Genomic DNA, 13,298 nt, shown 5'->3' with positions numbered 1-13,298 from the left:
CCCCGGAGGCGCGCGATGCTGGGTAAGACCGCCGCTGGCCTGTTCTGGATGTTCCGTCACCTCGAACGGGCGGAATCGACCGCGCGCCTGCTCGATGCCGGTTTCCGCATCGCGCTGACTCGCGCCGGCTCGTCTCGCTCGGAATGGGAATCGGTATTGACGACTGTCGGCCAGCTGGACGCGTTCAGGCAGCGCCATGGCGAAGCGACTTCGGCGAAGGTCATGGAATTCCTGCTGAGCGACCGCGACAATCCCTCCAGCATCATCTGCATGGTCAAGGCCGCACGCGACAATGCCCGGGCCGTGCGCATCGCGCTCACCCGCGAGGTGTGGGAGGCGACCAACGAGAGCTGGATGACGCTCGACAAGCTGCTGACAGGCAGGATTCCCGAGGCCGACCTGCCTGATACGCTGACCACGATCCGCCAGCAGAATGCGCTGGTCCGCGGAGCGACCAACGGCACGATGCTGCGCAATGATGGCTACAACTTCCTGCGGCTTGGCACCTTCATCGAACGCGCGGACAACACCGCGCGCATCCTCGACGTGAAATATTACCTGCTGCTGCCCTCGATCAGCCAGGTCGGCTCTACACTGGACATCAAGCAGTGGGAGACGATCCTGCGTTCGGTCTCCGCCCTGCGCAGCTACCAGTGGTTGCACGGCGCGACGGTAAATCCGCGCGACATCGCGCAGTTCCTGATCCTGCACGAACAGATGCCGCGCAGCCTCGCCTTCTGTTACAACAAGATCTGCGACAATCTGGGCTATCTGGCCAAGAACTACGACAATAAGACCGAGGCGTGCGAAACGGCGGACCGCATCCATCTCGACTACCTGCGCCGTTCGATGGACGCGATCTTCGACGATGGCCTGCACGAGTATATTGAGGGCTTCCTCGGCGCTAATGGACGCCTCGCCACGCAAATCGCCAAGGATTATTCGTTCGAGGTGACGGCATGAGGCTGCGGGTCGATCACGAAACGCGCTATTCCTACGATGCGCCCGTTGCCTACGGCCTCCAGCAGGTGCGGTTGCGGCCCAAGGATACCCGCGGGCAGAAAGTGCTCGACTGGGAAATCAAGATCGAGGGCGGCGAGAGTCAGCTTCGCTACGAGGATCACAACGGCAATGCGGTCGACATGATTGCGATCGAACCGGGCCGGACCGAAACTGCGATCCGCTGCGTCGGCCTGATCGAGAATAGTGCAAGCGATGGCGTGCTGGGTGCGCATCGCGGTTTCCTGCCGCTGTGGCATTTCAGGCGTTCGTCCGATCTCACCGAAGCGGGCGAGGGCGTGCGCAGCATTATCGAATCGCTGGGCGAGGTCGATTGCAGCAACGTCGCCACCGGGCATCGGCTCTCCGAAGCGATCCTGAAGACGGTCGGCTACGAGGGGGGCAATACGCACGCAGGCACGACTGCCGAAGAGGCCATCGCGGGCGGCACCGGCGTCTGCCAGGATCATGCGCACATCTTCTGTTCCGCCGCGCGCGCAATGGGCCTGCCCGCACGCTATGTCTCGGGCTACCTGATGATGAACGACCGGGTGGAACAGGACGCCAGCCATGCCTGGGCGGAAGCTCATTTCGACGGGATCGGCTGGGTCGGGTTCGATATCTCCAACGGCTACTCGCCGGACGAACGCTATATCCGCATCGCCACCGGCATGGATTTTCGCGAAGCGGCCCCGGTCAGCGGCATGCGGATGGGGGGAAGTGACGAGGGCGTGCTTGTCAGCCTCAAGGTCGAGCAATAACTTAGCCAGACCACCACGAGAGACCGTTCTACAATGACCTATTGCGTGGGCATGCGGCTCGACCGCGGCCTTGTTTTCATGTCGGATACGCGCACCAATGCAGGCGTCGACGATGTCTCGCAGGTGTGCAAGATGCGCCATTGGGAAATCCCGGGAGAGCGCGTCATCACCCTGCTTTCGGCAGGCAACCTGGCGACCACCCAGGCGGTGGTCAGCCTGCTGGACGAGCGAACGAAGGCCCCTGCTGAACGCGACCCCTCGATCCTTTCCGCCCCGTCCATGTTCCAGATCGCGACCATCGTGGGCGATACTCTGCGCGAGGTGATTGCCTCACTCCGCAACGAAGGGCAGGAAGCGAGTTCGAGCTTTCGCGCCAGCCTGATCGTGGGCGGCCAGATCAGGGGCAGCGAGCCGCGCCTGTTCCTCGTCTACCCCGAAGGCAACTTTATCGAAGCGGGCGATGATTCCCCGTTCTTCCAAATCGGCGAGACCAAGTATGGCAGGCCGATCATTGTGCGCACCTACGATAAGGGCATGCCGTTCGAAGATGCGATCCGGCTGTTGATGGTGTCTTTCGATTCAACCATCCGGTCGAACCTAGCGGTCGACCTCCCGCTCGATCTCGCAGTGCACGAGAAGGATACGTACCGCCTCGGCGAGACGCAGCGCGTGGCGGAGAACGACCCCTATTTCCGCCGGATATCCGACCAGTGGAGCATCTCGCTGCGCGAGGCGGTCAACCGCCTGCCGCCTTTCGAGTTCAAACGCACGGACAAAGACGGGAGCTGATCGACACGTACGACGAACGACGACTGTTTGGGCGGTTCACCCCGCCGATTTGCAGTTCGTTAACCATGCAGGTGTGATGGCTGCGGCAGGTTCAACGGGATAGGGAGCCCGAATGATCAGCTTGTTCCGCCGCGATATCTTGCCCGCGCTGGTAATCGCCATCGTGTTTGCGGCAACTGCCTACGCCGGGATCGCCCTGACGAGGGAAGCCAGCCGTATCGCGCTTCTGTGGCTGCCAAACGCGCTGGTCGCCGCGTGGCTGCTGCGCAATAATGGGGGGCGGATAGCAGGCATCCTGGTCGCATGCATTATCGCCAATATCGTAACGAACCGGATCGTCGGTGACGGCTGGCTGGTCGCATGTGCGCTCTCGGCTGCCAACGCGCTGGAAATCGGCCTCGTTGTATGGACCATGCGGCGAACCTGCGGGTCTGAACCGGATATGGCCCGGATCGCCAATCATGGCTGGCTGATCGCAGCCACATGTGCGGGCGCAGCAGCATCGGCCACGATTGCCATGCTCGGCCTGTCGGTCGATGGCGCATTCCTCTCGTTCGCCAATTGGCAGCGCTGGTTCGTCGCCGACGCCCTGAGCCTGCTGATCGTGCTGCCAATTGCGCTGATCGCCATCGATACGTTTCGCCGTCGGCAGACTCCGAGCAAGCTAATGATCCGCGAATGGGCGGTGATGGCGCTGCTGGTCACGCTCGGCAGCATCGGCGTGTTTGCGCAGTCGCGCTATCCCTTCCTGTTCCTCGTCACCCCACTCGTTGTCTATGCTGCGTTCCGCACCGGGGTAACTGGCACTGCTGCCGCAATCCTGATCGCAACCATCGTGGCCACGGTCGCGACCGCGCTCGGCAGCGGCCCGATCACTCTTGTCCGGGGCGGCCCTGGTGCGATGCTGGTTGCCTTCCAGGTGTTCCTTGCTTCCAATTTCGCAGTCGGCCTGCCCGTTGCTGCCCTGCTGGCAGAACGTGCGCGGGATCGTGCGGCGCTTAAGCGGAGCCGGGACGAAACGCGTGAGATCCTGGACAATGTGCGCGAGATTATCTTCCGCGCGGATGCCGAAGGGCGCTGGACATCGCTCAATCCCGCATGGGAAAAGCTGACCGGATATCCGGTCGAGGAGAGTCTCGGCTGGCCGACCACACGGCTGCTCCACCCGGAAGATTTTGCCGAGACGCAGAGCGTTTATCCAAGGGTTGCCACTGGCGAGATCGACGAGATCGATCTGGTACAGCGCTTTATCGACCGGTCGGGAGATGTTCGCACCATCGAGGTCGGTATTCGCCGGGTCGAGGACGAGGACGGAACTTTTGCCGGTACAATCGGCAATATTCGCGATGTGACCGAGGAAAAGGCGCAGGAACGCGCGCTGGAGGCGAGCGAGTCGCGTTTCCGGATGATTGCCGAGTCTGCTCCGGTCGGCATGTTCCGCGCCGACAAGCAGGGTGGCCTCACCTATATCAACCAGTGGTGGGCCGATAAGGTCGGGCGCACAGTTGAGCAAATGCTGGGCCGTGGCTGGTTCGAATCGATCGCAGATCCCCAGCCGCTACTCGACGATCCGCCCTTCAGGAATTTCGTGCCGGGCATGGTGCGCCGCAGGGAAATCCACTTTCGCGCTGCCGACGGGTCCGACCTGTGGATGGAAACCTACAATACGGCGGAGTTCGACGAGGAAGGCAATCTGAAAGGGTATTACGGCGCCGCGGTCGACATCACGGCACAGCGCGAAATGACCCGCGCACTGGCGGAGCGTGACCGCCTGCTGACCGAACTGGCCGACAACATCACCGATGCGATCCTGCGCCTCGCGCCCGACGGGACGTGCCTCTACGCCTCGCCATCGGCCAGCGATGTCCTGCGGCGTCCGGTCGAGGAATTGCTGGGCGAAAAGCTGTTCGAGGGGATCGTCGCCGAGGATTTGCCTGCCGTATCGGACGCGGTTGACGATATCCTGTCCGGGAAGCGCGACCGCGCGCTTGTCGCGTTCCGGGCGATCCGCCGATCCGAAACGCAAGCCGACCGATGGCTCGAAGCCAATTGCTCGGCGATCCGTTCGAGCAATGCGGACGAGCCTGCGCAGATCATCGCCTCGGTGCGCGATATCACGCCCACCAAGACCCTCGAAGCGGAGCTGCGTGCAGCACGACAGCAGGCGGAAGCCGCGGCGATGGCCAAGTCGGCCTTCCTCGCCAATATGAGCCACGAAATCCGCACACCGATGAATGGCGTTATCGGGTTCACCGATTTGCTCGAACAATCGGCGCTAGAAAGCGACCAGCGAAACTATGTTCGCATGATCGCGGAATCGGGCCGCACAATGATGCAATTGCTCAACGACATCCTCGATAGATCGAAGATCGATGCGGGTCTGATGCAGGTGACGTCCGAGCCTATGGACCTGCCGCACAAACTACACAGCATATCGCGCCTGATGGCTCCGCTTGCCCAGCGCAAGGGGGTGGAACTTACCACCCGGATCGATCCCGCTCTGCCGCGCATGATCCTAGGCGATCGGCTGCGTGTGCGGCAGGTGCTGCAGAATCTCGTTGGCAATGCGGTCAAGTTTACCAGCGAAGGCCGGATCGAGGTTGCGGCAGAGAAGGCGGATAATGGCGCAGCGTACCGGATCGCGGTGAGCGATACTGGCATCGGGATCGCGCCGGACCAGTTGGACGGGATTTTCGATTCCTTCACCCAGGGCGATACCAGCGTCGCGAGGCGATTCGGGGGTTCGGGACTGGGCCTTTCGATCACGCGCCAGCTGGTGGAGCTGATGGGCGGGTCGATCGCCGTCACCAGCACGCCAGGCAAGGGCTCTACATTTACCGTCACACTGCCCCTGATCGCTTCGGATGGCGTAGAGAGCGATGCCGGCGATATGGGACGATCGGGCGAAGTCAGCCCGACTAGCGGCATGCGCCTGCTGGTCGCCGAAGATATCGAGATCAACCAGCACCTGATCGAAGCGATGATCCTGCGGGTCGGCGCGAGGTGCGAAATCGTGGCGGACGGTGCCGCCGCCATCGAGCGAGTCGAGCAGGCTTGTGCCCAGGATGCACCTTTCGACCTCGTCCTCATGGACCTGCAAATGCCCGGGATGGATGGGCTGAGTGCGGCACGCATCCTGCGTGAACGCGGCTATGATGCCGAACGTGTGCCGATCGTTGCGCTGACCGCCAATGCGTATGAGGAAGACGTGCGAGCCTGCCATGACGCGGGCATGCAGGGACACATCGCCAAGCCTTTGACCGTCGAGGCGTTGAGCAAGATGTTGGACCGATTTGCAGGGCGCGGGGAGGGGGCATCCCGTCCGGCGCAGGCATCGCCCTCGGCGTCGGACCCTCCAGATAACGGAGCGCTGGATGCAGCCCATCCCCTCCGCCTCAAATACGACGACCGCAAGGATCGCTTGCGCGAACTGGCGCACTCTATCGACCAGTCAAACGTGACCGACCGATGGGCCGATCTCGCCAGTGCGCTCCACCAGCTGGCAGGGACCGCTGCGGTGTTCGGCGAGGGCGAGCTGGGCAAGCGAGCGGCGAGGTTCGAGCATGAGCTTGTAAAGGCAAACACCGATCAGGAGCGCCTGGAGCTGATCCTGGAGGGCAGGTCGCGGCTGGACGTGGCGGCGTAAGCACAATCTCGCGTTCGCAATTCGGTGAGCATTTACGATTATGCGCGATTGTCTGCTTGATCTGTAAGCCGCGATGTCCCTACCGACGTAAATTCGCAAGACGACGACGAATTTGAGGCCCGATGGAACGTGTAGTCCACATTATTGACGACGATGAACTGTGGCGTGCGGTCTTGGTCGAAATGTTGACCAAGATGGGCGATCTCGAAGTCATCGAGTGGGAATCGGGCGACGCATTCCATGAGGCGACCGGCAAACAGCCCGGGATTGCGCTGATCGACGTCCGCATGCCGGGAATGTCGGGCACAGAGCTGTTGCGCCAGATGGACCAGGCGCGTTTCCTTGCCATCATGATGTCGGGCAATGCCGAGATCGAGCTGGCGGTCGAAGCAGTGAAGCGCGGGGCGTTCGATTTTCTGGAAAAGCCGTGCTCGATCGAAAGGCTGGCGCAAACCATTGCGGCCGGGTTCGAAACGTTTCGCATTCGCTATCAGCGCGAGATGGAGCGGGCGGAGGTTTTTGCAAAATTCCAGGGCTTGTCCGACCGCGAACGCGAGGTGACGCGCGAAATCGTGGCAGGCAGCACCAATCGCGAGGCAGGCGACAAATTCGGCATCAGCGTGCGCACGGTAGAGGCGCATCGGGCGCGGATCATGCTCAAGCTCGGGCTGCCAAGCTTTGCGGATGTGGTGCGCAAGGCCCACGAATGCGGTTTTGCCAAATCACGCGGCGAGACCTGATCGCCCGCTCTTATGCACGGCAGGTCAAGCTGGCGCCGCACGCACGCTGGCCCGCTCTACCAGTTTGACCCCGACGCGCTGCGAAGCTGGCGCCTGCCCGTCGATCGCTGCCGTGAGCAAGGCCTCTGCCGCCTCCGGCAATTCGGGTGCTACCGTGGTCAGCGGCGGATTGCAGACCGTGCCTGCCGACATGCCATCGAAACCGATCAGTCCGAACCTGTCGGGAATGCGCGCTTCCAGTTCCTGCATGTATTCGAGCACGCCGAAGGCCAGCCGGTCGCTGGCAGCGAAAAAGGCGTCGATATCGCCGTGCTGTTGAAGCAGTTCGCGCGCCGCGTGATAGCCCTGAGCGCTGCGGTCTCCATCGGGGTAGCTGCTCGCCTGGATCGGGTTGTGGCCCAGCCTCTCGATCTCTTCGCGATACCCGGCGAAACGCTCCGCAAACTGTCCGGGCCCGGCTTCGAGTGGTCCCACAAAGGCAATCTTGCGGTATCCGCGTTGGTGCAGGGTGCGCGTGGCCAGCTTGCCGCCTGCAATATTGTCCGAACGGACCCATCGCGCGTCTTCGAAGGGGGATCCCCAGAAGACAAGACGTTCTTCCGATTGCTGCAATTCGCGGAAATATTGCCACGCATCCGAGTTGCGCGCCGACCCGATCACGATCGTCCCGTCGGCCTGCCCACGCTTTACATAGTCGCCCGACAGCGCACCTGTCTCCGACTGTAGCGATACCAGCGTTTCCAGCCCGCGCTCGGACGCGGCCTCGCAAATGCTGCCGAGCAGTTCGAAATAGAACGGATTGCCTGTGGATTGCTTGTCCTCGGGCCGTTGCAGGATCACCACCGCCACGGTGTCTATCCTGCCGGTGCGCAGGCCGGACGCGCGCTGATCGATCGTGTAGCCCAGCTCTTTCGCCACGGCGAGCACGCGATCACGCGTCGCAGCGGTAACCTGTGGCGATCCGGCGAGGGCGCGGGACACGGTAGACTGGTTGACGCCTGCGCGTTCCGCCACATCGAAGGATGTGACGCGCGCGGGCTTGGTGGGGCTCGGGCTGCTATTCATCAGCCGACAAGATTAGCAGCGAAATTCCGCAGGTCACCTATCCTGTGCTAGATATGCGAGTCCCATAGAGGCTCGCTCTTGCGACATACAGCGAAGCTGCATAGCATTCGTACAAACAGACAAGCCGAACAGGCTGATGGAGGGGGAATGTTTCGTCGCTTAATGGTAGCGCTACCAGTGTGTGCGTCCGCAATTCTGGCGGTTGCGATGGCCGGGACTGTCGGTGCCCAAGCCTTCGAATCTGTCGAGGTGGGGCAGTCGTCGCGTAGCGCGAATCCTGCCAATATAGATGCCCTGCTCGATCAGATGACGCTGGACGAAAAGATCGGCCAACTGGTCCAGCGGATGGGTGGCCGGTCGAAAGCGCTCAATTCGCGGCTCGGCCCGGACGAGCTGGAGAAAGTCCGTCGGGGCGAGGTCGGCTCGTATCTGCATGTCGCGGGGGCCGAGCCCTTGCGAGAGTTGCAGCGCGTTGCGGTAGAGGAAAGCCGCCTCGGCATCCCGCTGCTGTTCTCGATGGACGTGGTGCATGGCTATCGCACGATCTTTCCCGTGCCGCTGGCAATGGCTGCCAGCTGGGACCCGGACACGGCAGTGCGCCACGCCCGTATCGCCGCGACCGAGGCAAGCGCGGCGGGACTGCACTGGACCTTTGCCCCGATGGTAGACATTGCGCGCGATCCGCGCTGGGGCCGCATTGTCGAAGGTGCGGGCGAAGACGCCTTTCTCGGCAGCCGGATGGCGGTGGCACAGGTCCGCGGCTTCCAGGGCAGTGATCTCGCAGCAGCGGACACGATTATCGCCGGGGCCAAGCATTTCGGCGCCTATGGGGCTGCCGAGGGCGGTCGCGACTACGCCGGAGCCGAAGTGGGTAAGCGAACCATGCAAGAGGTGTATCTCGCTCCGTTCCGCGCCGCGGCGGAAGCGGACACCGCGAGCTACATGACCGCATTCAACGCGGTGGACGGCGTGCCGACCACCGGCAATGCAGCGCTGCTGCGCACCATGTTGCGCGACGAATGGGGCTGGGAAGGGCTGCTGCTTTCCGACTGGCGCGCGGTCGAGGAATTGATGGCGCATGGCGTCGCCGGGTCGCGCAGCGATGCGGCGCGGCTGGCGCTGGAAGCGAGCGTCGACATGGACATGGTCGCGGATGTCTACGCCGCCGACCTGAAGGCGGCCATCGATGCCGATCCCGCACTTGTGCCGCTGCTCGATCAGGCGGTGCGGCGCATCCTCGAAACCAAGCGCACGCTCGGCCTGTTCGACGATCCGTACAAGTATCACGACGCCGCGCGTGAGTCGCGTGTCATCCTGTCCGACGATCATCGGGCCGCTGCTCGCACTGCCGCGCAGCGATCGATCGTGCTGCTCAAGAACGAGGGGGATGTGCTCCCGCTGGCGAAGGATGCGCAGCACATTGCCCTGATCGGCGCGCTGGCCGACGATGCGCTTTCGCAGCTCGGCTCGTGGCGCGCACGGGGCATGGCGGAGGACGTGGTGACGCTGCGTGCGGCGCTGGAAGCGGCGCATCCGAACGTCACCTTTGCGCCCGGTGCCGATAGCCGGTCCGACGATGCCTCGGGCATCCCGGCGGCAATCGCAGCCGCGCAAAGCTCCGATCTGATCGTGCTCGCTCTGGGCGAGGATTTCGACTGGTCCGGCGAGGCGCGCAGCCGTTCCTCGCTCGAACTGCCGGGGCGTCAGCGCGAGTTGTTCGAAGCGCTCGCCGCCACCGGCAAGCCGCTGGTCGTGGTGCTGATGGGCGGTCGCCCGCTCGCCATCCCTGAAATTGCGGAAAAGGCCGACGCCGTACTGCAGACCTGGCTACTGGGGATTGAGGCGGGCCCGGCCATCGTCGCGACCCTGTTTGGCGAGAACAATCCAGGCGGCAAGCTGCCCGCCAGCTTCCCGCGCACGACCGGGCAGGTCCCGGTCAACTACGATTTCCTGCCGAGCGGACGGCCTGCCGATCCCGACCTGACCAAGGATACGGCGCGCTACATGGATCAGCCGATCACGCCGCTTTACGCTTTCGGTCACGGGCTGAGTTACACCGACTTCGCCTATGGCGAGCCGATGCTCGACCGCAGCGAGATTGCGGCGGATGGCGGTGCGCTCACGATCTCGGTCGACGTCACCAATAGCGGGGCGCGCGGCGGGGACGAGGTGGTGCAGCTCTACATGCGCGATCCTGTCGCCAACGTGTCACGCCCTGTCAAACAGTTGCGCGGGTTCAGGCGTGTTGCGCTCGCACCCGGCGAAACGAAGCGCGTGTCCTTCACGCTGACCGCAGACCAGTTCGCGCTGTGGGGCCCGTCCGGCGGGTGGGTGATCGAACCGGGCGAGATCGAGCTGATGATCGGCAGCGCCTCGGACGATATCCGGGGCCGGACCAGCTTTACGATTACCGGGCGAGGCGCAGGCCGTATCGCTCCCGCAGCGATCGAGACACGAACCCTTGTGATGGAGACGGGCCAATGAAGCTGTCGATCCTGCCAGCCCTGTGTCTGGCCTTCTTCCCCCCCGCTGTCGCGCTTGCCGGAGAGGCTCGACCCGTTCCGCACGGCATGATCGTGACGACGGACGACGGTCAGGAAGTGCGCGTGCTGGCCTTCGCGGATGGCACGTTCCGTGTCACCCTTGGCGGTGGTGTGCCCCAAGAGCCGTCGACGGCGCAGGTGGTTGCCAGCCCCGATGGGGAGCCCCGGCTGGAAACGTTCGAGGACCGCGCAGTCCTGCGCACTCCGCTCGGGTCGGCATCGGTGGACTATGCCGACGGGGCGCTGTCTGTATCCGATGCATCGGGGAATTTGCTGCTGGACGAGCATGCGCCCGCGCGCAGCATAGAGCCGGTTACGCTCGAAGGGCAGGAATGGTTCGCCACCCGCGTGCAGTTCAATCGCGGCACGGACGAGGGGCTGTTCGGGCTCGGCCAGCACCAGAACCGCCAGATGAACTATAATGGCGAGGACCTGGAGCTCGCGCAGCACAATATCGCGACCGCGATCCCCTATCTCGTTTCGACGCGCGGCTACGGCATCCTGTGGGACAATGCCTCGATTACGAGGGTTGGCGACCCCGACCCATACCAGAAGCTCGCGATCGATTGGCAGGCGAAGTATTATCTCGGAGACCGGCTCGCCCTGACCCGCACCGAGCCGGTGATCGATTACCAGTATCTCGACGATCAGGAGCGCTGGCCCGCTGAGGCCAAAGCCGATACGGTCGCAGCAACCTCGGGCCAGAACACACAGGGCAATGCGGTGCAGACCCAGCGCGTCGTGTGGACCGGCAGCTACACGCCCGAAGAGGCTGGCACGCACAAGTTCCGTCTCTATTCGTCCAGCTATGTCTCGGTTTACGCGAATGGCGAGAAGGTGCTCGACCGGTGGCGGCAGAACTGGAACCCGTGGTACCATAATTTCGAACTGGACCTGAGTGCGGGCGAGCCTGTCGACTTGCGGATCGAGTGGGAGCCCAACCAGGGCTACATTGCGCTCTATCACGCCGATCCGTTGCCGCCCGAAGACCGTCACTCGGTCAGCTTCGCGTCCGAAGCGGGCAAGGCGATCGATTACTACGTGGTGCCGGGCGAGGATATGGACGCGCTGGTGGCAGGCTATCGCCGCCTGACCGGCAAGGCACCGATGATGCCGCGTTGGGCCTACGGCTTCTGGCAGTCGCGCCAACGCTACCAGACGCAGGAGCAGCTGACCGACGTTTTCCGTGCATATCGCGAGGCGGACATTCCGATCGACACCATCGTGCAGGACTGGTTCTACTGGCCTGAGGACAGCTGGGGCTGCAACTGCTTCGATCCCGACCGCTTCCCCGATCCCAAGGCGATGGTCGACACCGTGCACGACCTGAACGGTCGGGTGATGATCTCGGTCTGGCCGAAGTTCTACCCGACGACCGAGAATGCGAAGGAGTTGGACGCGAAGGGCTATCTCTACCGCCGTCCGCTGGAAGCGGGGCAGAAAGACTGGGTCGGCCCCGGATATGCCAACACCTTCTACGATCCCTATCCGCAGGAGGCGCGGGAAATCTATTTCCGGCAGGTAAAGGACACGCTGCTGCCCAAGGGCTTCGACGCATGGTGGATGGATGCGACCGAGCCGGACTGGCATTCCAACCTTTCGGTCGAAGAGCGCGCGCGGCAAATGTATTCTGCCGCCACCGACACGCCGGGCCTCGCCATCTTCAACAGCTTCGGACTGTTGCAGGCGATCGGCATGGCAGACGGGCTGAAGGAGACGCAGCCCGACACGCGGCCGTTCAACCTGACGCGCAGCGGCTTCGGCGGCATCCAGCGCGCCTCGGCAGCGCTCTGGTCGGGCGATGTCGTTGCCCGGTGGGACGATCTGCGTGACCAGATCAGCGCCGGAACCAATGTGTCGCTGGCGGGCATTCCCAACTGGACGCACGATATCGGCGGGTTCGCGGTCGAGCAGCGCTATACCGACGAGCTACCCGAAGCGATGCCCGAGTGGCGCGAGCTCTACCTGCGCTGGTTCCAGTTCGGCGCGTTCACCCCGCTGTTCCGCAGCCACGGCGAGTACCCGCATCGAGAGACCCCGATCATCGCCAAGGACGACCCGGCGATGATGGAGGGGCTGACATATTATCATCGCCTGCGGTATCGCCTGCTGCCTTACATCTACACTGTCGCGGCGGGCACGCACTTCGACGACGGGTCGATGATGCGCGCGCTGGTGATGGACTTCCAGGCCGACCGCGCGACGTGGGACATCGACGACCAGTACATGTTCGGCCCGTCGCTGCTCGTCGCCCCGGTGACCGAGTTCAAAGCGCGCGAGCGCCAAGTCTACCTGCCGGCAGGCGCCGACTGGTACGATGCGGCGACAGGCCGCCAATATGCCGGTGGGCAGACGATCACTGCTGTCGCTCCACGAGAGCGCATGCCGCTATTCGTCCGTGCAGGGTCGATCGTGCCGATGGGGCCCGATGTGCAGTGGACCGGGGAGAATCCGCAGGGGCCGCTGACTGTGCATGTCTTCCCCGGCGCGGATGCCGTCTTCACGCTGTACGAGGATCAGGGTACCGATATGGGCTATGCCCGCGGAGAGTTTGCGCGCATTCCCATGCGCTGGGACGATGCGGCGCGAACTCTTACCTTTGGCACGCGCGAGGGCAGCTTCCCCGGCATGGCGGACACGCGCGAAATCACCGTGGTGCTGCAAGAGGGCAGCACGCCAGGATCTGTGTTCGAGCAGGGCGAGGGCAGGACGCTGACCTATACGGGAGAGGCAACGACCCTCCGGTTCTGACCGG

8 protein-coding genes are annotated in these 13,298 nt (G+C 63.5%); 7 read left to right on the top strand and 1 reads right to left on the bottom strand.

Annotation, left to right across the window (positions count from 1 at the left end; all coding sequences use genetic code 11):
- Positions 1 to 15: 15 nt before the first annotated feature.
- From ACEQXE_RS04540 to ACEQXE_RS04520, 5 genes are all read left to right on the top strand, one after another.
- Entirely contained in the window at positions 16 to 963 is a 948-nt protein-coding gene (locus tag ACEQXE_RS04540) for an alpha-E domain-containing protein (protein ID WP_370177764.1), read from the top strand.
- A complete protein-coding gene (locus ACEQXE_RS04535) occupies positions 960 to 1,760 on the top strand; it encodes a transglutaminase domain-containing protein (RefSeq protein WP_370177763.1) in 801 nt (266 codons plus the stop codon). The genes ACEQXE_RS04540 and ACEQXE_RS04535 overlap by 4 nt, the downstream gene beginning before the upstream one ends.
- A 33-nt stretch (positions 1,761 to 1,793) precedes the next feature.
- The gene (locus tag ACEQXE_RS04530; RefSeq protein WP_370177762.1) at positions 1,794 to 2,549 is read left to right on the top strand and encodes a peptidase; all 756 of its coding nucleotides are present in this window, start codon (positions 1,794 to 1,796) and stop codon (positions 2,547 to 2,549) included.
- Between the two features lie 112 nt (positions 2,550 to 2,661).
- A complete protein-coding gene (locus ACEQXE_RS04525) occupies positions 2,662 to 6,195 on the top strand; it encodes a PAS domain S-box protein (RefSeq protein ID WP_370177761.1) in 3,534 nt (1,177 codons plus the stop codon).
- 122 nt (positions 6,196 to 6,317) lie between these two features.
- On the top strand, positions 6,318 to 6,935 hold the full coding sequence (locus ACEQXE_RS04520; protein WP_370177760.1) for a response regulator transcription factor: 618 nt from the start codon (positions 6,318 to 6,320) through the stop codon (positions 6,933 to 6,935).
- A 24-nt stretch (positions 6,936 to 6,959) separates the two neighbouring features.
- On the opposite strand, the gene ACEQXE_RS04515 is transcribed toward ACEQXE_RS04520, so the two are convergent.
- A complete protein-coding gene (locus ACEQXE_RS04515) occupies positions 6,960 to 8,000 on the bottom strand; it encodes a LacI family DNA-binding transcriptional regulator (RefSeq protein WP_370177759.1) in 1,041 nt (346 codons plus the stop codon).
- A gap of 207 nt (positions 8,001 to 8,207) precedes the next feature.
- Here ACEQXE_RS04515 and ACEQXE_RS04510 point away from each other — a divergent pair, with 207 nt between their 5' ends.
- Both ACEQXE_RS04510 and ACEQXE_RS04505 read left to right on the top strand, forming a co-directional pair.
- The gene (locus ACEQXE_RS04510) at positions 8,208 to 10,484 is read left to right on the top strand and encodes a glycoside hydrolase family 3 N-terminal domain-containing protein (RefSeq protein ID WP_370177758.1); all 2,277 of its coding nucleotides are present in this window, start codon (positions 8,208 to 8,210) and stop codon (positions 10,482 to 10,484) included.
- On the top strand, positions 10,481 to 13,294 hold the full coding sequence (locus ACEQXE_RS04505; RefSeq protein WP_370177757.1) for a TIM-barrel domain-containing protein: 2,814 nt from the start codon (positions 10,481 to 10,483) through the stop codon (positions 13,292 to 13,294). Before ACEQXE_RS04510 ends, ACEQXE_RS04505 begins: the two co-directional genes overlap by 4 nt.
- Positions 13,295 to 13,298: the final 4 nt, after the last annotated feature.

It is taken from the genome of Alteriqipengyuania sp., from assembly GCF_964222115.1.
GTDB lineage: Bacteria > Pseudomonadota > Alphaproteobacteria > Sphingomonadales > Sphingomonadaceae > Alteriqipengyuania.
The sequence above is the reverse complement of the archived record's forward strand: the minus strand, read 5'-3'. Positions and strand labels throughout refer to the sequence as shown.

What these genes read in the sequence shown, in the direction of transcription:
- ACEQXE_RS04535 (WP_370177763.1), top strand. Translation starts at nt 960, where the DNA reads ATGAGGCTGCGGGTCGATCACGAAACGCGCTATTCCTACGATGCGCCC.
- ACEQXE_RS04515 (WP_370177759.1), bottom strand. Translation starts at nt 8,000, where the DNA reads ATGAATAGCAGCCCGAGCCCCACCAAGCCCGCGCGCGTCACATCCTTC.
- ACEQXE_RS04510 (WP_370177758.1), top strand. Translation starts at nt 8,208, where the DNA reads ATGGCCGGGACTGTCGGTGCCCAAGCCTTCGAATCTGTCGAGGTGGGG.
- ACEQXE_RS04505 (WP_370177757.1), top strand. Translation starts at nt 10,481, where the DNA reads ATGAAGCTGTCGATCCTGCCAGCCCTGTGTCTGGCCTTCTTCCCCCCC.
- ACEQXE_RS04540 (WP_370177764.1), top strand. Translation starts at nt 16, where the DNA reads ATGCTGGGTAAGACCGCCGCTGGCCTGTTCTGGATGTTCCGTCACCTC.
- ACEQXE_RS04525 (WP_370177761.1), top strand. Translation starts at nt 2,662, where the DNA reads ATGATCAGCTTGTTCCGCCGCGATATCTTGCCCGCGCTGGTAATCGCC.
- ACEQXE_RS04520 (WP_370177760.1), top strand. Translation starts at nt 6,318, where the DNA reads ATGGAACGTGTAGTCCACATTATTGACGACGATGAACTGTGGCGTGCG.
- ACEQXE_RS04530 (WP_370177762.1), top strand. Translation starts at nt 1,794, where the DNA reads ATGACCTATTGCGTGGGCATGCGGCTCGACCGCGGCCTTGTTTTCATG.